General features: G+C 64.7%; 12 protein-coding genes. 5 read left to right on the plus strand and 7 right to left on the minus strand.

Features of this window, described 5'->3' with window-relative positions; genetic code table 11:
* Positions 1-7: 7 nt before the first annotated feature.
* From NKI95_RS06175 to hutI, 6 genes are all read right to left on the minus strand, one after another.
* Entirely contained in the window at positions 8-8,578 is an 8,571-nt protein-coding gene (locus NKI95_RS06175) for a glycoside hydrolase family 94 protein (protein ID WP_352714933.1), read from the minus strand.
* A gap of 267 nt (positions 8,579-8,845) precedes the next feature.
* A complete protein-coding gene (locus NKI95_RS06180; protein ID WP_352714934.1) occupies positions 8,846-9,433 on the minus strand; it encodes a HutD/Ves family protein in 588 nt (195 codons plus the stop codon).
* 8 nt (positions 9,434-9,441) lie between these two features.
* The gene (gene hutU, locus NKI95_RS06185; RefSeq protein WP_352714935.1) at positions 9,442-11,112 is read right to left on the minus strand and encodes a urocanate hydratase; all 1,671 of its coding nucleotides are present in this window, start codon (positions 11,110-11,112) and stop codon (positions 9,442-9,444) included.
* A gap of 32 nt (positions 11,113-11,144) precedes the next feature.
* Complete coding sequence (hutG, locus tag NKI95_RS06190; protein ID WP_352714936.1) at positions 11,145-11,963, minus strand: N-formylglutamate deformylase; 819 nt, start codon at positions 11,961-11,963, stop codon at positions 11,145-11,147.
* A 409-nt stretch (positions 11,964-12,372) separates the two neighbouring features.
* Entirely contained in the window at positions 12,373-13,908 is a 1,536-nt protein-coding gene (hutH, locus tag NKI95_RS06195) for a histidine ammonia-lyase (protein ID WP_352714937.1), read from the minus strand.
* The gene (gene hutI, locus NKI95_RS06200; RefSeq protein ID WP_352714938.1) at positions 13,905-15,140 is read right to left on the minus strand and encodes an imidazolonepropionase; all 1,236 of its coding nucleotides are present in this window, start codon (positions 15,138-15,140) and stop codon (positions 13,905-13,907) included. Before hutI ends, hutH begins: the two co-directional genes overlap by 4 nt.
* 98 nt (positions 15,141-15,238) lie before the next feature.
* On the opposite strand from hutI, the gene NKI95_RS06205 reads away from it, so the two are divergent.
* Together NKI95_RS06205 and hutC are read left to right on the plus strand one after the other, a co-directional pair.
* Positions 15,239-16,591: a formimidoylglutamate deiminase gene (locus tag NKI95_RS06205; RefSeq protein WP_352714939.1), complete on the plus strand. Its 1,353-nt coding sequence runs from the start codon at positions 15,239-15,241 to the stop codon at positions 16,589-16,591.
* On the plus strand, positions 16,588-17,334 hold the full coding sequence (gene hutC / locus NKI95_RS06210; protein ID WP_352714941.1) for a histidine utilization transcriptional repressor HutC: 747 nt from the start codon (positions 16,588-16,590) through the stop codon (positions 17,332-17,334). The genes NKI95_RS06205 and hutC overlap by 4 nt, the downstream gene beginning before the upstream one ends.
* 176 nt (positions 17,335-17,510) lie before the next feature.
* Here hutC and NKI95_RS06215 read toward each other — a convergent pair whose 3' ends face one another.
* Entirely contained in the window at positions 17,511-17,855 is a 345-nt protein-coding gene (locus NKI95_RS06215) for a RidA family protein (RefSeq protein ID WP_352714942.1), read from the minus strand.
* Between the two features lie 212 nt (positions 17,856-18,067).
* Here NKI95_RS06215 and aztA point away from each other — a divergent pair, with 212 nt between their 5' ends.
* The 3 genes from aztA to aztC are packed head-to-tail and all read left to right on the plus strand — an operon-like array spanning position 18,068 to position 20,713.
* Positions 18,068-18,874, plus strand: coding sequence for a zinc ABC transporter ATP-binding protein AztA (gene aztA / locus NKI95_RS06220; protein ID WP_352714944.1), 807 nt, complete (start codon positions 18,068-18,070; stop codon positions 18,872-18,874).
* Entirely contained in the window at positions 18,874-19,749 is an 876-nt protein-coding gene (gene aztB / locus NKI95_RS06225) for a zinc ABC transporter permease AztB (protein ID WP_352715238.1), read from the plus strand. The genes aztA and aztB overlap by 1 nt, the downstream gene beginning before the upstream one ends.
* A 22-nt stretch (positions 19,750-19,771) precedes the next feature.
* The gene (gene aztC / locus NKI95_RS06230) at positions 19,772-20,713 is read left to right on the plus strand and encodes a zinc ABC transporter substrate-binding protein AztC (protein ID WP_352714945.1); all 942 of its coding nucleotides are present in this window, start codon (positions 19,772-19,774) and stop codon (positions 20,711-20,713) included.
* Positions 20,714-20,788: the final 75 nt, after the last annotated feature.

Here is a 20,788-nt window from a genome sequence, read left to right on the forward strand (position 1 = left end):
CTTGAATCTAGGTCGGTATTCTAACGACCACCTCGGCATTGTCTCCGGCTTTTGGCTCGAAGGACGAAGATTTGGTCTTCGTGCCATTCACTTCAAGTGAGATGGCCCGGGCCTTTTTGTCGCGGACGACGCGTACCTTGATCTCGGCGCCCAGCATCTTCAGGGTTGCCGAATAGCCGTCCCAATGGCTGGGAAGTCTCGGCGTGAATTGGATGCGCTGTCCGCGGCGCTCTATGCCGAGAATGCTCTCGACCGCAGCGCGATAAAGCCAGCCCGCCGACCCGGTATACCAGGTCCAGCCGCCTCGGCCGCCTTTGTCTTGCCCGGAATAAATGTCGGCCGCGACGACGTAAGGTTCCACCCGGTAGCGTTCTGCCGCGGCTTCATCGAGCGCATGGTTGACCGGATTTAGCATCGAAAGGCAACGGTATGCATCGTCGGTGCGACCCATCTCGGCGAGCGCAATGACGAACCATGTCGCGGCGTGCGTGTATTGGCCGCCGTTTTCACGGACGCCCGGCGGATAGCTCTTGATGTAGCCCGGATCCTTTTCCGTCTTCGAGAAGGGCGGGGTGAACAGTTTGACGATGTTGAGCTCGTCATCGACGAGCGCTTTCATCGCCTGCCCCATTGCCGTCGTCGACCGCGCCGGGTCGCCCTCGCCCGAAAGCACGCTCCAGGACTGGGCGATCGAGTCGATCTTGCACTCGTCCGACTTGCGCGAGCCGAGCGGCGTGCCGTCGTCGAAGCTGCCGCGCCGATACCACTCGCCATCCCAGGCAGTGCTTTCCAGCGCCCGCTTCAGCACCTCGGCGTGCTTTGTCCAGGCTTGCACGCGCTTGGCATCGCGCTCCGCCTTGGCGACAGCGGCAAAGTCGCCCAGCGTCTTCAGCAGGAACCAGCCCAGCCATACGCTCTCGCCCTTGCCGTGCTCGCCGACGCGGTTCATGCCGTCGTTCCAGTCGCCGCCGAGGATCAGCGGCAGCCCGGCCGGGCTGCTGCGCTTGACGGCAAGATCGAGCGCCCGCGCGCAATGGTCATAGAGCGAGGCTGTCTTCTTCGAGATTTCCGGGATGAAGAAAGCATCGTGCTCGCCTTCGCCCAGCGGCTGCCCTTCGATGAAGGGCAGTTGCTCCTTCAGGATCGCGGTGTCGCCGGTCACCAACAGGTAGCGGGCCGTGGCGTGGGCCAGCCAGACCACGTCGTCCGAGATCATGGTGCGGACGCCGGCCTCGGTGCGCGGCAGCCACCAATGCTGCACGTCGCCTTCGGGAAATTGCCGCCGCGCCGCATTGAGGATCTGATCACGCGCCAGCTTGGGGTCATGCGCCAGCAAGGCCAAGGTATCCTGCAACTGATCGCGGAAGCCGAAGGCACCGCTCGCCTGATAGAACGCAGAGCGGGCACGGATGCGGCAGGCCAGGCTCTGATAGGGCAGCCAGTGATTGACCATGGCGTCGAGGGCCTTGTCCGGCGTCTCGACCTGGATGGTGTCGAGAAAGCCGCGCCATGTGCGCTGGTTGTCGGCCAGCCGCTGATCGAAATCCCTGGAGCGATGGGTCTGCACCAGCGCGCTGGCCTCCTCGGGCGAGGCCGCGTCGCCGAGCAGCCAGAGCAGCGTGACGTCGCCACCGGCAGCGATGTCGATGTCGCGTGCGATGGCCGCGCAGGGATCGTCGCCGGCCTCGACACGGCCGGACAGGCCGGCGCCGCTCAGCACGGCATGCGGAAACTCGCTCGTGCCTTGCCTGCCGATGAACTCGCCGCGGTCGGCGGTGACCGAATGCACCGCACCGTCGGCGGCCAGAAAGGCGATCCGCTCGCCGAAATCGAGCCCATAGGGATTTTGCGCCAGCAAAGCGCCGGTCGCGGCATCCCTCGACGGAACGATGCTTGCAGCGGTGCGCGAGCGATGGCCGCCAAGAACCCATTCCGCATAGGCATAGACGCGTAGCCGCATCGGCACCGAACCCGAATTCTGGATGCGCAGCCGCGATATCTTCACCGGATCGACGGGATCGACGACATGGGTCAGGTCCATCGACAGCGACCCGCGCTTTGAGCGGAACGTCGAAAAACCCTGCCCGTGCCAGGTTTCGTAGGTCATTGTCGGGTCACGCACCACTGCAGCCATTGGCGAGAACGCCCTGCCACTGGCATGATCGTAGATATAGATGCCCTCGCCCGGGCGGTTGGTGACCGGATCGTTCGACCATGGCGTCAATTGATAGTCGCGGCTGTTGCGGCTCCAGGTGAAGGCAGCGCCTTCAGCCGAAATGTGGAACCCGAACGATGGGTTGGAGATCACGTTGATCCACGGCTGCGGCGTCGTGCGCCGGCCGGCAAGACGCACGACGTAGTGGCGTCCGTCGCCGTCGAAGCCGCCGAAACCGTTCCATTGGTCGAGCCCGCTGCCGTCGACGCGGCCCTCGATCAGTGCCTGGGCGGCAGATGCTTGCGACGTCGGCACCGGCAAGGACGGCTCGCGAAGGGCTGCAAGGTCTGCCGGCTGGAGGGCGGCGTCTCGCGCCTGCAATGCCGCGGCCTCGGCGCGCTCGATCTGGTCGAAGATGGTGCCGTTGCGTGTATGCAGCACCACCCGAGCGACGGCGAGCAAGGTCCTGTAGGTCGTTTCCTCCATCAGGTCACGGCGCACCGCGAAGATGTGCTGGCGAGGTCCGAGCTCCTTGCCGCGCAACCGGCTGTTTTCGCACAGCGTCTCCACCGCGCGCTGCAGGTCCTGCACGTAGGATGACGCCTGCTCGTTGACGACGACAAAATCGATCATCATGCCGCGGGCACGCATGTATTCCTGGAAGCGAAGCGCCTGGGCGACGATCTCCAGATCGGCGACATCGGCGATCCTGACCAGGAAAATCGGAAAATCACCGGATATGCTGGTCGGCCACAGGCTGGACTGCCTGCCGAGCCCGGAGACGATGGATTCGCCCGGAAGGCGCAGGAACGGATCGGGATAGATCAGATAGCGCGCCAGCTTCTGCACATTGGCGGCGTCGGACAGGCTGAGGCCAAGGTGTCGGGTCTGCACCTGCGAGCGCGTCCAGGCGAGCATCGCCTGGCGGGCGAAGCTTTCCGGATGGTCGAGCCGCGCCATGGCGGCATCCAATTCGGCGCGATGGGTACCGACGACGGTCCAGAAGGTCAGCGAAATCTTCTTGTTGGCCGGCACGCGCACCTGCCGGCGAAGCGATGCGATCGGATCCAGGGTGAAGCCGGAATGGCCGCCAAGCTTGGCGCCGGGATCAAAGGCAGCCGCTTCGGTGATGGTGCGGCCGCGGCCGATGAAGGCGCGCCTGTCGGTTTCCGCCTCGGCGTCTCGCGCCGATCCAGACGGGTCGGTGACGAAATGCACCATGGTGACGTCGGGTTCGTCCTTTTCGCGCTTGCGCCTGGTGGCGAAGATCGCCCCGTTGTTCGGCGCGATCTCGGTTTCCACGAACATCTTCGAAAAAGCCGGATGGGCATTATCCGAGGGCTCGGAGCCCAGCACCAGTTCGGCAAACGAGGTTACTTCGATATGCCGGTCGGCGGGGCCATCATTGTGGAGCGTCACCCGTCGGCCCTCACCATTGCCTTCCGAGATGACGATGCACTCGACTTCCGAACGCAGCGATCCAATCGATTTGACGAAGCTCGCCTTGTCGTCGGAAAACAGCGTCTGCGCACGCTCGCCGGCGGCGCGCTTCGGCTCGGCGGTGGCCGACCACCAATCGCCGTTGCTGGCGTCGCGCAGGAAAATATAGGAACCAAGGCGGTCCTCGGTCGGATCCGGCTGCCAGCGCGTGACGGCAAGTTCGCCCAAGCGGCTGTAGCCGGACCCGGTGGCGGTGACCATGACCGAGTAGCGGCCATTGGACATGACACTGGTCGAGCGCAGCGCCCTGAGCGGATCGAGCACGATGCGCGTATCCGGGCTTTCCAGCTCGGTCTCGTCCTTCGAGCGCTCGTCGGCCTCGGTCCTGACGGTCGCGGTCGGGATGTCGCGCGGCGCCCTTTCCTGCAGCAGCAATTCGGCCGACTCGATCACCGGATCGCTGTGGAAGCGGTCGCGCAGGCGCCCTTCGAAGATCGCATCGGCAACTGCGGCAATCGACATGCCGGAGTGGTGGGCCATGTAGTTGAGCACGACGGCGTGGTCGGTGCCCTCGGGGACGCGTTGCGGCGTGAAATCCACCGCGTCGTAAAAACCGTGCCGGCCCAGTGCGCCCAGCCGCCTCAGCCTGGCCAGGTTCTGGACGGATTCATGCGGCGTGAACTGCGCTGCCAGGACGGTCGCGTAAGGCGCGATCACCGTGTTTTGGCCAAGGCCGCGCTTCAGGCCGAGCCCGGGCACGCCGAAATTGGTGTACTGATAGGTCAGCTCGCGGTCGCGGGCGTTGTAGGCCGCTTCCGAAATCCCCCAGGGAACGTTCTTCGAACGGCCATACTGGATCTGGCGCTTGATGATGAGCTTGCTGGTCTGGTTGAGAATGCTGCCTTGCGGCTCCTTCATCACCAGCGGCGGCATCAGATATTCGAACATCGAGCCGGACCAGGACATCAGTGCGCCCTGGAAGCCGATCTCGACGATCGGCCGGCCGAGCCGGAACCAGTGCTCGGTCGGCAAATCGCCCTTGGCGATGGCGAACAGGCTGGTCAGCCGCGCCTCGGAGGCCAAAAGGTCGTAGCAGCTTTCGTCGAGCTGATGCTCCTCGACCCGGTAACCGATCGACAGGAGCTTGCGTTCGGGCCGCATCAGGAACGAGAAATCCATCTCGAAGGCGAAACGGCGCGTGCGCTCGCGCAAGGTCAGAAGCTTGGCCCGCAATGCCGCGACGGCGTTTTCGTCGCTGTGCGCGTCGTGCACATGCGCCTCGCAGGTGGCCTCGAGCCTGGCCGCCCAATCGGCGATGGTGTCGCTCTGGGTCGACGCGGCCTCGGTGTGGATGGCCGTCGCGAGCTTGCGTATCTCGCCGGCCAGGACGGCCAGGTTGATAGTGCGGATCGACGCCATCTCCGGCTGCGCCTTGATCAATTCGACCGCCCTACGCATGCCGTCGAGACGGTCGGCGAGCCGCTGGCGCAAGGGCCGCAATTGACGCCGGTCGTCGGGCAGTTCCTCAAGGCTTTCGTCGAGGATAGTGACGGTGTCGAGGATGCCTTCGAAGTCGCCCTGCACATGCACCGACGGCGCTTCGGCCCATTCGGCGCAGGCAGCGGCCACGGCCACCAGATGGCCGGCGAGATTGCCGCTGTCGACGGCAGAAATGTAAAGCGGATAGAGCGGCTTCAGGGTCGTCGTGTCATACCAGTTGAAGAGATGGCCGCGGTCACGCGGCATGCTCTCGATGGTCGACATGGTCGCGTCGATTCGGTTGACGGCGTCGGAGAGGCTGATCCAGCCGAAATCGCGCGCCGAAATCACCGACAGCAGGTAGACGCCGATATTGGTCGGCGAGGTGCGGGGCGCCACAACGGGGGCCGGGCTTTCCTGGAAATTATCCGGCGGCAGATGGTGATGCTCGGCCGTCACGAAGGTCTCGAAATAGTGCCATGTACGCCGCGCCACGGTGCGCAGCGCGTGCATGTCGGCGGCCGATATGCGCAGGCGGTCCTCGGTCTCGGCCGAACGGCTGATCCAGCAGGCGATGGCGGGCGAGCCGATCCAGAACAAGGCAAAGAAGAAGGCGACGAAGGCGCCGGTGGAATCGGCCAGCACCGGCACAGCGAGGCCGACGACGCCGATGATCACCGCGCCGTACATGATACTGTAATAGGAGCCGAGATCGTTGTCGCCGCCCTTGTGCGCCTGCGAGGCGGTGCGCCATTCGAGCAGGTTCTGGCGGCTGACGAACAGGCGGTAGAGCGTGCGGATGATTGCGTCGCCCATCATCCAGGCTAGGTGCGCCATCAGTACGATCTTCAGCGCCACCAGGGCGGTACCGAAGGCAACGTCGCGCGCCAGTGCCGAGAAATGGCCGCGCGGCGTCTGGTCGCCGCTCTTCGGCAGGATGGCGTTGACGATGTCGAAGGTGGGCGCCATGAACAGCGTAAGGATCAGCAGCGCCTGCCATTGCGCGGCCTGCGTGAAGGGCAGCAGCGTCCAGCCGGCGATCGCGGCCATCACCCAGAAGATCGGCGTCACCGAGCGGCGCAGATTGTCCACCATCTTCCAGCGCGACAGCGCCGGCACGTTTGAGCGCGGACCGAGGATGAAGCCCAGAAGCTGCCAGTCGCCGCGTGCCCAGCGATGGTGGCGCGACGCATCGACCGAATAGCGGGTGGGATAGTCCTCGACCAGTTCGACGTCGGTGACCAAGGCCGATCGCGCCAGCGCGCCTTCGAGCAGATCATGGCTGAGGATGGTGTTTTCCTCGATGCGGCCCTTCAGTGCCGCCTCGAAGGCGTCGACATGGTAGAGACCCTTGCCGGTGAAGGAACCGTCGCCGAAGATGTCCTGGTAGAGGTCCGACACGGCAAAGACGTACGGATCGAGCCCGCGATTGGCGGAAAAGACACGCTGAAAGAACGACGCCTCGTCGCCGCTGGTCAGCGACGCAGTGATGCGCGGCTGCAGGATGGAATAACCTGCGATGACCTCGCGCCGGGCCATGTCGAAATGCGGACGGTTGAGCGGGTGGCAAAGCTTGCCGGCCAGCGCGGCGACAGCATCGCGAGTGGTGCGGGTGTCGGCGTCCAGCGTCATGACGTGGACGACGCTCTCCGGCAATGGCACTTCCAGCGGGAGGAAGGTGGTGTCGCTGTCGCCGCGGAGCAGGAGGTTCAATTCGTGCAGCTTGCCGCGCTTGCGCTCCCAGCCCATCCAGACGCCTTGCGACGCGTTGTAGAGCCGGCGCCGATGCAGCAGATAAAAGCGCGGCGCGCCTTCCGAGCGATAGCGGGCATTCAGCCTGGCGATTTCGGCACGTGCGAATTCGAGGATTTCGACATCCGCCGTATCGATCTCGGTCTTCGAGTCCGGCCAGTCGGAAAGCAGCGCGAAATAGACCTCACCCGCCGTGTTGGCGAGGTGATGCACCTCGATGTTGCGGATGTTCTCCTCGACATCGTCGCGCGAGCCGATCAGCGACGGCACCACGACCAGTGTGCGTGCCTCGGCCGGCACACCGTGCCTGAAATCATAGCCGATGAGACGTGTCGGCTTCAAAAACAGCGAGACGACGGTGTTGAAGAATGCGAGCGCGCCTTCGCTGGCCGGCACTGCGAACAGGGCCAGCATCAGGACGATCGACGGCACCGACAGGCCGAGATTGACAAGCGCATTGCCGGAAACGACCAGAAGCAGGACCGTCAGCGCAAACACCGGCACGACGATTCCCAGCCATCCGGTCTTGCGGAATGTCCGGCTGATCGTCTTGCCGATGGTCGGCCGATAGCCGATCGACCGCTCTAGCTCCATCCGGCGCGGGCCGACGAGAAAGAAGCCGACGTCGGTGTGAGCGATCGGGCCGGTTTCGGAGCCCGGTGCATCGGCAGCATGGCCGGCGAGTTCGATCGCCCTTTCGGCAACACGAAATTCGGAAAGGTCAGAACGGCGTGCCAGCTCCTCGATCGCAGTCCGGTATTGGTCGCGCGAAAAGAAATCGAGCGCGGCGAAATCGGTGCGTTCGCGCAGCAAGGTGTCGATGCGGCTGACGCCCTCGAACCACACCGTCCAGTCGATGTCGTTGATGAGGCGCAGGCCGCGGATGATGTTGCCGGTGGTCACGTTGCCGCTGGACAGCGTGTGGTGCTCGCTGAGGATGATCTCCTCGGCGTCGGAGCCGGTCCTTTCCAGCTCGCCCTCCAGCCATTCCAGCGCCCTGCCGGCATTTTGCGAGCCGTCACGCAGCCGGTAGAGCAACTGGGTGGCGAAGGTAGTGTCCTGCGCATGGGCGCTGTAATGGGAAAGTATCGCCTGCCGGTCGGCGCTGTCGTCCGTCGCCAGCACACGGTCGGCGACCTCGTTGGCGATCTGGCGCAGTTCCCGCGTGCGATTGACGCGGACCGCGATGCGGCGAAGGTTCTCGATGAGGACGAAGCGCAGCAGCGACGGCAGCGCCCATAATTCGCCGATCTTCAGCGGCTCGACGGACTGGAAGCCTTCGACGATCGCCTTGAACATGGCCGACGAGACGGAGCTGTCGGAATGCGCGACATAGGTCCATGCGACCGCCAGCGCGCGCGGCACGCTGGATCCGTCGGACAGTTTCAGCGTCGGCAACTGGCGATAGAAGCGGCGCGGCAGGTCGCGCTTGACCTGGAAAATGGTCTCCTCGACCAGGTAGTTGTTGTCGAGCAGCCACTGCGCCGCGGGCGTGATCGTTTCGCCCCTCGCCTGGGCAGCGTTGGTGGAACGGTAGACATCGAGAATCTTCCTGGCGCTGTCGCGGATGCGCGCCTGAAAATCGAAAGGCGTCAGACCGAACAAATCCTTGGCGTCGCCATTGGCAAGGGCTGCGCCCAACGCTCGCAGCCGATCTTCCGGCAGGAAATGGGAGCGTATCGGCTCGTCGGTGACAGCCGGGAAGCTGGCGCTCGTCTTTTCGATCTGTGCGAGATTGGTCTGGATATTCATCTAAGGTTCCGTGTTGGGGACGCAGTGCGGCGTCACCGCCACGGCAATGTCCCTAAAACCGGTCCAAATGCAATTGGTTGCATCGCAACACTTGGCCGAATGTTTGTTTCCGCACCACGACAAGGTGTCGTCTTTCGACAACGTCCAGGCGAGCGCTCCGAGCATCGTTTCGGCCTCTGATCGGCGGAAGATTCAGGCTTTTTCGTGATGCAGCGACCAGCTTACGCGATATTTGGCCGGCATCGCGATCATGTTTGGAAACAGGCGTTAATCGTTGCCGGCAATGAGGTCGATGCGGATCACGAACAGCATCGCCGGCCGGACGGGATGCAGGCGCAGTTCCGGCGTTTGCGGCCCGAGCGACAGCGCATCGAGCGGCCTAAGTTCCACGGGCGCCGCGCCGGCCACCCTGAGCTCGCCGTCGACGCACAGGATGAGTGTTTCATCGGCTCCAGCCCGGATTTTCGTCGGAGCCGAAATCAGCAGGCGCTCGACCGTGTGGGTCGCCCGGGCGCGGTGGGTCATGACATTGAGGTCGGTGATCGGACCGGCGATCAGCGTGGCTTGCGTCGGCACGTCGGCTGGAAAGGCAAGCGGTGCGGAAGCGTTGGTGATTTCGACCGGCAGCCGGCCGGCGATGTCGAGGACCATGCCCGCGCCTTCCAGCAAGGCCAAAGTCCGGTCGACGCCGGCAAACCCGGAAAACGGGCCGCCGCCCCCGACCAGCGCCATCGAGACGCGCCAGTCGAAATCGTCGAGCCCGGCACCTGGCGGCGAGACGGCAATCTCCGTCGTCACCCCGCCGCCGTTCTTCCACGGCATCGACCGGTATTCGGCTGCCCGAAGGATGCGCAAGGCGCGGCTCAGCCCAAAATGCCGGGTAGGTTGAGCTGGTTCTCCCTGGCGCACTCGATCGCGATGTCGTAGCCGGCATCGGCATGGCGCATGACGCCCGTCGCCGGGTCGTTCCACAAAACCCGCTCCAGGCGCTTGGCCGCCTCGGGCGTGCCGTCGGCGACGATGACCATGCCGGCATGCTGCGAAAAGCCCATGCCGACGCCGCCGCCATGGTGCAGCGACACCCAGGTGGCGCCGGACGCGGTGTTGAGCAGGGCGTTGAGCAGCGGCCAGTCGGAGACGGCATCGGAGCCGTCCTTCATCGCCTCCGTCTCGCGGTTCGGCGAGGCGACCGAGCCGGAGTCGAGATGGTCACGGCCGATGACGACCGGTGCCTTCAGTTCGCCCCTGGCGACCATCTCGTTGAAGGCGAGGCCGAGCCGGTGGCGGTCGCCAAGGCCGACCCAGCAGATGCGTGCCGGCAGGCCTTGGAAGGCGATGCGCTCGCGCGCCATGTCGAGCCAATTGTGCAGATGGGAGTTACCAGGGGTCAGCTCGCGCACCTTGGCGTCGGTCTTGTAGATATCCTCGGGATCGCCGGAAAGTGCTGCCCAGCGGAACGGGCCGATGCCGCGGCAAAACAGCGGACGGATATAGGCCGGCACGAAACCCGGAAAGGCAAAGGCATTCTCGAACCCCTCCTCCTTTGCCACCTGGCGGATGTTGTTGCCGTAATCGAGCGTCGGCACGCCGGCGTTCCAGAACGCCACCATCGCCTCGACATGCTCGCGCATCGACGCGCGGGCAGCCTTTTCCACCGCCTTCGGGTCGCTGGTGCGCTTCTCGCGCCACTCGGCCAGCGACCAGCCCTTGGGCAGATAGCCGTTGAGCGGGTCATGCGCCGAGGTCTGGTCGGTGACGATGTCGGGGCGCACGCCGCGCCGCACCAGTTCCGGCACGATGTCGGCGGTGTTGCCGACCAGGCCGACCGATTTCGCCTCACCGGCTTTGGTCCAGCGCTCGATCTTCTCGAGAGCCTCGTCGAGCGTGTCGGCGCGCTCGTCGACATAGCGGGTGCGCAGCCGGAAATCGATGCGGTCGGGATCGCATTCGACGGCCAGGCAGCAGGCGCCGGCCATGACCGCGGCGAGCGGCTGGGCGCCGCCCATGCCGCCGAGACCGCCGGTCAGTATCCATTTGCCCCTGAGATTGCCGCCATAGTGCTGGCGGCCGGCCTCGACGAAGGTCTCGTAAGTGCCCTGCACGATGCCTTGCGTGCCGATGTAGATCCATGAGCCGGCCGTCATCTGGCCGTACATCATCAGGCCTTTCCTATCGAGCTCGTTGAATTTCTCCCATGTCGCCCAGTGCGGCACGAGGTTCGAATTGGCGATCAGCACGCGCGGGGCGTCCGGATGGGTGCGGAACACGCCGACCGGCTTGCCGGATTGCACCAACAGCGTCTCGTCGTCGCCAAGCGTCTTCAGCGAGGCAACGATGCGATCGAAATCGTTCCAGGTGCGCGCCGCACGGCCGATACCACCATAGACGACCAGTTCGTTGGGGTTTTCGGCGACGTCCGGGTCGAGATTGTTCATCAGCATGCGCAACGGCGCTTCCGTCAGCCAGGTGCGGGCGCTGAGCTCGCTGCCGCGCGGGCTCCGCACTTCACGGATGTTGTGGCGAGGATCGGTCATGATTGTCCCTTTCGAGTGAGGTGCACCGCGCGTCAGCGTTCGGCCCAGGCGATCGCGGTTTCCAGGATATTTCTCAGCGTGACGCGGATCGGCGCCGCGAATTCGGCGTCGTAAGGCACCGGCCAATTGCCGGGCATGCCTTTGCCTTCGGGCTCGCGCAGATAGCCGCGGTTGGAGAGCTCCATCTGCAGCGCGTGGACGCCGGCTTGCGGCTGGCCGAAATGTCGCGTGATCCAGCCGCCCTTGAAGCGGCCGTTGACGACGAAGCTCTCGCCGGTTTCGGCGAGGATCTGGCCAACCACCGCTTGCAGCTTGGGATCGGCGCTCTTGCCGTCATTGGTGCCGAGATTGAAGACCGGCAATTTGCCTTCGAACAGCCGCGGCAGCACCGAGCGGATCGAATGGCAGTCATAGACGACGATCTTCCCATGCAAAGCGCGCAGCCTGTCGATCTCGGCCTGCAGAGCGGCATGATAGGGTACGAAGAATTTTTCGCGGCGTTCGTCGATCTCCGACGGTCCCGGCTCTTCGCCCTCACGGTAGAGCGGATCGCCGTCAAAGGTCTCGGTCGGGCAGAGACCGGTCGTCGTCTGGCCGGGATAGAGCGAAACGCCCGACGGATCGCGGTTGACGTCAATGACGGTGCGCGAAATCGCCGTATGCACCACCGTCGCGCCAAGGCTCTCGGCAAAGTCATAGAGCTTGTCGATCCACCAGTCACAGTCGCGGCGGCCGAGCCAGGGCGACACCAGCCGGTTGTCGAGGCCAGCGAGAGCAATGCCGGTATGCGGGATCGAAACCAGCAAGGGTGCTGTGCCTTGGGTGACGGTGAGCCAGGAGGGTGAGGTCATCGGAAGTCTCCGCGCGACAGAACGCGACCTTGCAATTGTCCGTGAACACCGACCTCGCTTTTTGCCGGCCGTGTCGTATTTTGTTCTTGCTTTGTGCCGGCAGCTATGCTACTAATTTGGGTATGGTGCTGATTTGGCCCGACGACCCGCCCTCGAGGCGGGTTTTTTGTTTCTGACTTTGAAAGTTTCGGTGTTGCCGGGCTGAGGTTGGCGGGACAGCGCGCCCCTCTGTCCTGCCGGACATCTCCCCCTCTAGTGGGGAGATTGGCGGTCACGACTGCTTTCGCCAATCTCCAAGAACGCAGGGCCGAAGCTGCCAATCTCCCCCCTGGAGGGGGAGATGTCCGGCAGGACAGAGGGGGGCGCGACGGAACACGACCCATGCCGGCGTAACGCAGCGACGACGGCCTCACGACGTCACCCCCGGCAGCGCCACCGCACCCGCCGCTTCCACTGCCGCGCCGCTGCGTACCATGGCGATGGCCTTCTCCATGTCGGGGTGGAAGTGCCGGTCGTTGTCGAGATGCGGCACCTCTGTCCTGACCAGCCGGCGCACCGCCTCCAGTGCCGCGCTCGAGGCCAGCGGTGCATGGAAATCGCAACCTTGTGCGGCGGCCAGCAATTCGATGCCGATGACGGCCGTCGCATTCTCGACCATGCCGATAAGCCGGCGCGCTCCATGCGCCGCCATCGAGACATGGTCTTCCTGGTTGGCCGAGGTCGGGATCGAATCGACGCTGGCCGGATAGGCTTTTTGCTTGTTTTCAGAAACCAGTGCTGCCGCCGTGACCTGAGGGATCATGAAACCGGAATTCAAACCCGGCTTGGGCGTGAGAAAGGCCGGCATGCCCGACAGCGCCGGGTCGACCAGCATGGCGATGCGCCGTTCCGACAGCGAGCCGATCTCGCAGACGGCGAGCGCGATCATGTCGGCGGCGAAGGCCACCGGCTCGGCGTGGAAATTGCCGCCCGAAAGTGCTGAGTCATCCTCGGCAAAGATCAGCGGATTATCGGTGACGCCGTTGGCCTCGGTGCCGAGCGTGTCGGCGGCCTTGCGGAGCACATCGAGTGCTGCGCCCATCACCTGCGGCTGGCAGCGCAGGCAATACGGATCCTGCACGCGCTCGTCGCCGACGCGGTGCGATTCACGGATGGCACTCCCGGCCATCAAATTGCGCAACGCCTCGGCCGTCTCGATCTGGCCGCGATGTTTCCTGAGCAGATGGATGCGTGGATCGAAGGGCGCGTCGGAGCCCTTGGCGGCATCGGTCGACAGCGCGCCGGCGACCAGTGCCGACTGGTAGAGCACTTCCGCCTCGAACAAAGCGGCAAGCGCATAGGCGGTCGAAAACTGGGTGCCGTTGAGCAGCGCCAGGCCTTCCTTGGCGCCCAATGTCACCGGCTCCAACCCATGCGAAACAAAGGCGACCTTGGCGGGAAAGCGGCCATGCGGGGTAAAACATTCGCCGACGCCGATCATCACCGCGGTCATGTGCGACAGCGGCGCGAGGTCGCCGGAAGCTCCAACCGAGCCCTGCGCCGGCACCACGGGAATGACGTCGTTAGCCAGCATCGCTTCCAACAGCTCGATCGTCTGCGGCCGCACGCCGGAGGCGCCCTGGGCCAGGCTGGCCAGCTTCAGCGCCATCATCAGCCGGCAAATTGCCACCGGCATCGGCTCGCCGACGCCGGCGGCATGGGACAGCACGATGTTTCGCTGCAGCGTCTCGAGGTCGGCGGCGGGGATGCGAACACTGGCCAGCTTGCCGAAGCCGGTGTTGATGCCATAGACCGGCTCGCCCTTGGCAACGATCCTGGCGACGGCCTCGGCGCTGGCCTTGACCTTCGGGCGGCAGGCATCGTCGAGCCTCAGTGCGGCGCCGCGATAGATGGCGCGCCAATCGGCCAGCGCCGCATTGCCTGGCCTCAGCTTGAGTTCGGTCATTGTCCCCTCCAGATGCGGGCATGCAGCGGGTTGAAGCCCATGCGGTAGACGAGCTCGGCCGGGCGCTCGACGTTCCAGATCGCCAGATCGGCGGATTTTCCGACCTCCAGCGTGCCGGTCTGCCCAAGCAGCCCGAGCGCGCGGGCAGCCTCGCGCGTAACGCCGGCAAGGCATTCATCGACGGTCAGGCCGAACAACGTGGCCGCCATGTTCATGGTCAGAAGCAGCGAGGTCAGCGGCGAGGTGCCCGGATTGTTGTCGGTAGCAACGGCCATCCTGACGCCATGCTGGCGAAACAGGGTGATCGGCGGCTTCTTGGTCTCGCGTATGAAGTAGTAGGCGCCGGGCAGGATGGTCGCCACGGTTCCTGCCTTCGCCATCGCCGCCGCACCCGCCTCGTCGGTGTATTCGAGGTGGTCGGCCGATAACGCACCAAAGCGCGCCGCAAGTTCCGCGCCGTGCAGATTGGACAGCTGGTCTGCATGGAGCTTGACCGGCAGCCCCGCCGCCTTCGCCGCATCGAACACGCGTGCGATCTGCTCGGGCCAAAAGGCGATGCCTTCGCAAAAGCCGTCGACGGCATCGGCCAGGCCATCGGCAGCGACGGCCGGCAAGATCTGCTTTGCAACAAGATCGATGAAGGCGTCCTTGTCGCCTTTTGCTTCGGGCGGCAGCGCATGAGCGCCGAGGAAAGTGGTCCTGACCGTCACCGGCCGCTCACCGCCCAACCGTCGCGCGGCGCGCAGCGACTTCTTCTCGTTTTCGAGGTCGAGGCCGTAGCCGGATTTGATCTCGACGGTGGTGACGCCTTCGGCGATCAGCGCATCGAGGCGCGGCAGCGACTGGGCGACCAGCTCGTCCTCGCTGGCGGCGCGCAATGCCGTGACCGAGGAAACGATGCCGCCGCCGGCCCTGGCGACCTCCTCATAGGTGGCGCCGGCCAGCCGCATTTCGAATTCATTGGCACGGTTGCCGGCATGGACCAGATGGGTGTGGCAGTCGATCAGGCCAGGCGTGATCCAGCGGCCTTCGCAGTCGGTCGCCCCGGCGCCCTCGCGGAGTGCTGCCGGCATGTCGGCTTCCAGCCCGGCATAGACGATCCGGCCGTTGCGCGCGGCGACCGCACCGTGCTCGACGATGCCTAACCCGGGGTTGCTTTCGGCCATGGTTGCGAGGCGCGCATTGCGCCAGAGGCGAAGCTCCCCTGCCCGGCTTTTGCTCTGTGCAGTCATCATCTTTTCCGTTTCAATCGGTGGCAATTATGTATATACATATCAAAAGGCACTGCAAGCGCTATCATCGCATGGCAGGCCGGGATTTGGAGAAAAACGTGACGGCAATCTTTGCGGAACAGGCGCTTCTGCCCGACGGCTGGCACAGCAATGTGCGGATCGTCATCTCCGACGGCAGGATCGCCACGGTCGAGGCGAATACCTCGCCTCTGCCTGGCGACGAGCGCCATGCCATCCTCTTGCCCGCAATGCCGAACCTGCACAGCCACGCCTTCCAGCGCGGCATGGCCGGCCTTGCCGAATTGCGCGGGCCTTCCGCCGACAGTTTCTGGAGCTGGCGCGAGGTGATGTACCGCTTCGCGCTGGCGATGACGCCGGACCAGGTCGAAGTGGTCGCGGCCCAGCTCTATGTCGAGATGCTGGAGGCCGGGTTCTCGCGCGTCGGCGAGTTTCACTATTTACACCACGACCGCGACGGCCGGCCCTATGCCAATATCGCCGAGATGGCGGAGCGCATCATTGCTGCAGCGTCCGATACAGGCATCGGGCTGACTTTGCTGCCGGTGTTCTACGCGCATTCCTCTTTCGGCGGCGCTGCGCCAAATGAAGGTCAGCGGCGGTTCATCAACGATGTGAATCAGTTCTCGCAGCTTGTTGAGAAAAGCCGCGAATCCCTTCGCAGCTTGAATCAAGGCGTCGTGGGCGTCGCCCCGCACAGCCTGCGCGCCGTGACACCGGAGGAACTCGCCGCGCTCACAATGTTTGCACCGGACGGGCCGATCCACATCCACATCGCCGAGCAGATGAAGGAGGTGGAGGACTGCCTGGCCTGGTCCGGGGCGCGGCCGGTCGAATGGCTGCTTGCCAACGCCAACGTCGACCAGCGCTGGTGCCTGATCCACGCTACCCACATGACCGAAGCCGAGACGATCCAGATGGCGAAAAGCGGCGCCGTTGCCGGCCTCTGCCCGATCACCGAGGCCAATCTCGGCGACGGCACCTTTGCCGCGCCCCTGTTCATGCAGCATGGCGGCCGCTTCGGCATCGGCTCGGATTCAAACGTACTGATCGGCCTGCCCGATGAGTTGCGGCAACTCGAATATTCGCAGCGCCTCGCTCACCGCGCCCGCAACGTGTTGGCGGTGGCCGGCGGCTCGACCGGCCGTGCTTTGTTCGATGCAGCGCTCGATGGTGGCAGTGCCGCGCTGGGCGCCGGCGGTTCGCGGATCGCCGCTGGTGCCTCGGCCGATTTCGTCTCGCTCGACGGCAAGCATCCATCGCTGGCCGGCAAGGCGGGCGATGCAATCCTTGACGCCTGGATTTTTGCCAACGGCACCAAGATCGATTGCGTCTGGGTGCATGGCAGGAAACTGGTGAGCGAAGGCAGGCATGCCAGGCGCGATGCTATCGCCGAGCGCTTCCGCAAGGTGATGACGGCGCTTTCGGCATGAGCATGATCGGGAGAATAGGCGCGGACGGCGGCGAGGTTCTTTCGCTGCACCAGCGCATCCTGTCTGACATCAGCGAGCGGATCCTGTCCGGCGCCTGGGCGCCCGGCCACCGCATCCCGTTCGAGCATGAACTGACGGCCGAATACAGATGTTCGCGCATGACGGTGAACAAGGCGCTGTCGCAACTGGCCAAGGCCGGGCTGATCGAGCGCCGGCGTCGCTCCGGCAGTTTTGTCCGGCGGCCGCAATCGCAGGCGGCCGTTCTCGAAATCCACGACATCCGGATCGAGGTCGAGGCACTTGGCTTGCCCTACCGCTATGAGCGCATGGCGCGAAGCAGAAGGCGCAGCAGCGCCGACGACCGCGCCCTGCTGGAACTCGACGTCGCCGGGCCGGTGCTGGCGCTGGAGTGCCGGCATTTCGCCGGCAAGCGGCCATTCGCCCACGAGCAGCGGCTGATTAACCTGGCTGCCGTGCCAGAGGCCGCCGAAGAGGCGTTTTTCGACACCGCGCCCGGTCCGTGGCTGATCGGCCGTGTGCCATGGAGTGCGGCCGAGCATCGCATTCGCGCGGTTGCAGCCGACAAGCATATCGCGGCGGCACTCGACATCGCGACCGGCGCGCCGTGCCTGGTGATCGAGCGGCGGACATGGAGCGCCGAACACCCCGTCACCCATGTCCGGTTCACCTACGCGGCGGAGAACCACACGCTGGTGGCGCGGTTCACGCCGTCGCAGGGGTGAGGTCCTAACCCTCCCCCTTGAGGGGAGGGTCGCGGAGCAAATTGCCGCATGGCGGCATTTTGTGACGCGGGGTGGGGGCGGAGCAACCTCGCCGACCCCACCCCGTCTCGCAGTCTCCGCTTCGCTTTGACTACTCGCCGACCCTCCCCTCGAGGGGGAGGGTTAGAGCTGCATTCTCAAATCGCCGCGGTAACAATAATCTCGACCAGATATTCCGGCCCGGCAAGCTTGGCTTCGCCCGTGGCGCGGGCCGGTGTGTTGCCCTGCGGTATCCACTTGTCCCACTCCGCGTTCATCTCGGCGAAGGTGCTCATGTCGGCCAGCCAGATGATCGCCTGCAGGATCTTGGTCTTGTCGGTGCCGGCCTTGGCCAGCAATTCGTCGATCGCCGCCAGAATGTCCCTGGTCTGGGCACCGACGTTTCCGCCCGGCTTGCCGACCTGACCGGCCAGATAGACGGTGTTGCCGTGGATGACGATCTGGCTCATGCGCGGGCCCACATCGATGCGACGAATGCTCATTGGATATTCCTTCTCCTCTTGTCAGCTGCGCCTGTTTAGGGGCCGGGTTCGCCGGGGGCAAGGTCGCTCGAGCGGAACTTCTTGAGCCAAGCCAAAGCACACAACATGACGGCCCGGCCGCAATTCCGCCCGATTGGCTTGTTGACTAATGTAATAACATCACATATCGAATCCGCCCCTGCAGCACCGATCGTCGCCCCATGGATCGTCACATGAGCCAAACCTGCCTGACCTTCCGAGACCTGACGCTGGGCTACAACAGCCATCCTGCGATCCACCACCTCAATGGTACGATCCGCAAGGGATCGCTGACGGCGGTCGTCGGCGCCAACGGCTCCGGCAAGTCGACGCTGATGAAGGGCATCGTCGGCGTCCTGAAGCCGATGGCCGGCGCGGTGATCCGGGCGCCGGGCGTGCGCGCCGCCTATCTGCCGCAGCAATCGGAGCTCGACCGCTCCTTTCCGGCCCGGGTCGTCGACCTGGTTTCGCTGGGCCTGTGGCCGCGGCGCGGCATGCTCGGCCGCTATACAAGGGAAGACCGCGACTCGGTCAGCAAGGCGCTGATGGCGGTCGGCCTCGGCGGTTTCGAGAAGCGCCCGATCGACACACTCTCGGGCGGCCAGCTGCAGCGCACCCTGTTTGCCCGCGTGCTGTTGCAGGATGCCGAGCTCATCCTGCTCGACGAGCCGTTCAATGCCGTCGACAGCAAGACCGTCGGCGACCTGATCGCGCTGATCAAGCGCTGGCATGGGGAGGAGCGCACCATCATGGTCGTCGTCCACGATCTCGATCTGGTGCGGCAGAATTTCCCCGAAACACTGCTGCTGGCGCGCCAGCCGATCGCCTGGGGCGAGACCAAAGAGACGCTGCGGCCGGAGAATCTGTTGCGTGCGCGCCGCTTCCACGAAGCCTGGGAAGACAACGCGCCATGGTGTGAGCCCGGCGAGCATGATCACGAGCACAGTGGCCACGAGCACTTGCACGACCATCATCACGGCTCCGGGCCGAGGGCGGCATGATGGACGTGCTTTACGGTCTTTTCGTCGCTCCTTTCGCCGACTACGCCTTCATGCAGCGGGCGCTCGCCGGTTCGATGATGCTGTCGCTCGGCGCCTGCCCGGTCGGCGTGTTCCTGATGCTGCGGCGCATGAGCCTGTCCGGCGACGCCATGGCGCATGCCATCCTGCCCGGTGCTGCCGCCGGCTTCCTGTTCTATGGCCTGGAGATCCTGCCGATGACCGTCGGCGGGCTGATCGCCGGCATCATCGTGGCGCTCGGCGCCGGTGCCGTCTCGCGCTTCACCGTCCAGCGCGAGGACGCCTCGATGGCGGCCTTCTATCTGATTTCGCTGGCGATCGGCGTGCTTATGGTGTCGATCCGCGGCTCCAGCGTCGATCTCATGCATGTGCTTTTCGGCACCGTACTGGCGCTCAACAACGAGGCGCTGACGCTGATCGGCGGCATCGTCGTGGTGACTCTGGTCAGCCTCGCCATCTTCTGGCGAGCGCTGGTCGCCGAATGCCTCGACCCCTTGTTCCTGCGCTCGGTCAGCCGGATGGGCAGCCCGGTGCATTTCATCTTCCTCGGCCTCGTCGTGCTCAACCTCGTCGGCGGCTTCCAGGCGCTCGGCACCCTGCTGTCGGTCGGGCTGATGATGCTGCCGGCGGCGGCGGCGCGTTTCTGGACCTCGCGCGTCGAGCCGATGTGCGTGCTGGCCACAGTAATCGGCTTTGCCTCCTGCATTGCCGGGCTGCTGTTGTCCTACCATGCGTCATTGCCCTCCGGCCCGGCCATCATCCTGTCCGCCGGCGTCGTCTATTTCGCCTCGATCCTGTTCGGCACGCGCGGCATCTTGCGCGCCCGCATCGTTCATCACCGCCACAGAACTGCCTGATCCCAACAAGGAGAACCTGTCCATGCTGAAATCGATCCGCGCCGCTTTGGCCGTGAGCGTTATAACATTAACCGTCTTTGGCGCATCTTCGGCCTTTGCTGAGCCGTTAAAAGTCGTCGCCAGCTTCACCATCATCGCCGATTTCGCCAAAAATGTCGGCGGCGACCGGATCGATCTGACCACCATCGTCGGGCCGGACGGCGACGCCCACGTCTACGAGCCGAGCCCCGCCGATGCGGTGGCGATGGCCAAGGCCGACATCGTGCTGGTCAACGGCCTGCATTTCGAAGGCTTTCTGCAGCGCCTGGTCGACGCCAGCGCCACCAAGGCTTCGATTGCCGTGCTGACCAAGGGGGTCACGCCGATCAATTTCAAACCCGAATTCGCCGAGGCCGATGCCGCCGAAGGCGCGGAAACCGATGGCGGCAAGACGGTCACCGATCCGCATGCCTTCCAGTCGATCGCCAATGCCAAGATCTATGTGAAGAACATCGCCGACGCCTTTTGCACGGCCGACGCTACGGGTTGCGACAGCTACAAGGCCAATGCAGCCGCCTATACGCAAAAGCTCGATGCGCTCGAGGGCGAAGTGCAGGCGGCGATCCAGTCGATCCCGCAAGAGAAGCGCGTCGTCATTACCTCGCACGACGCCTTCGGCTATTTCGAGAAGGCCTACGGCTTGACGTTCCTGGCCCCGGAAGGCGTGTCGACCGAGTCGGAGCCCTCCGCTGCCGACGTGGCCAAGCTGGTCAGCCAGGTGAAGCAGGACAAGGCGGCGGCGATCTTCGTCGAGAACATCACCAACCCGCGGCTGATCGAGCAGATCGCCAGCGAGACCGGCATCAAGGTGGGCGGCACACTCTATTCCGATGCGCTGTCGCAGCTCGACGGCCCGGCCGCGACCTATATCGACCTGATGCACAACAACATCGCCCAGATCAAAGGCGCGATCCTCGGCAGCTGAGCCGACCGATCCGGTTCATCCAGCCGGGCTGGCGCATGATGCGTCCTGGCGACAGACGGCGTTAGCCCGGCTGGA

Origin of the sequence: Mesorhizobium sp. M0306 (genome assembly GCF_040321655.1) — a bacterium.
Lineage (GTDB): Bacteria > Pseudomonadota > Alphaproteobacteria > Rhizobiales > Rhizobiaceae > Mesorhizobium.

What these genes read in the sequence shown, in the direction of transcription:
- NKI95_RS06175 (WP_352714933.1), bottom strand. Translation starts at nt 8,578, where the DNA reads ATGAATATCCAGACCAATCTCGCACAGATCGAAAAGACGAGCGCCAGC.
- hutU (WP_352714935.1), bottom strand. Translation starts at nt 11,112, where the DNA reads ATGACCGATCCTCGCCACAACATCCGTGAAGTGCGGAGCCCGCGCGGC.
- hutG (WP_352714936.1), bottom strand. Translation starts at nt 11,963, where the DNA reads ATGACCTCACCCTCCTGGCTCACCGTCACCCAAGGCACAGCACCCTTG.
- hutH (WP_352714937.1), bottom strand. Translation starts at nt 13,908, where the DNA reads ATGACCGAACTCAAGCTGAGGCCAGGCAATGCGGCGCTGGCCGATTGG.
- hutI (WP_352714938.1), bottom strand. Translation starts at nt 15,140, where the DNA reads ATGACTGCACAGAGCAAAAGCCGGGCAGGGGAGCTTCGCCTCTGGCGC.
- hutC (WP_352714941.1), top strand. Translation starts at nt 16,588, where the DNA reads ATGAGCATGATCGGGAGAATAGGCGCGGACGGCGGCGAGGTTCTTTCG.
- NKI95_RS06215 (WP_352714942.1), bottom strand. Translation starts at nt 17,855, where the DNA reads ATGAGCATTCGTCGCATCGATGTGGGCCCGCGCATGAGCCAGATCGTC.
- aztA (WP_352714944.1), top strand. Translation starts at nt 18,068, where the DNA reads ATGAGCCAAACCTGCCTGACCTTCCGAGACCTGACGCTGGGCTACAAC.
- aztB (WP_352715238.1), top strand. Translation starts at nt 18,874, where the DNA reads ATGGACGTGCTTTACGGTCTTTTCGTCGCTCCTTTCGCCGACTACGCC.
- aztC (WP_352714945.1), top strand. Translation starts at nt 19,772, where the DNA reads ATGCTGAAATCGATCCGCGCCGCTTTGGCCGTGAGCGTTATAACATTA.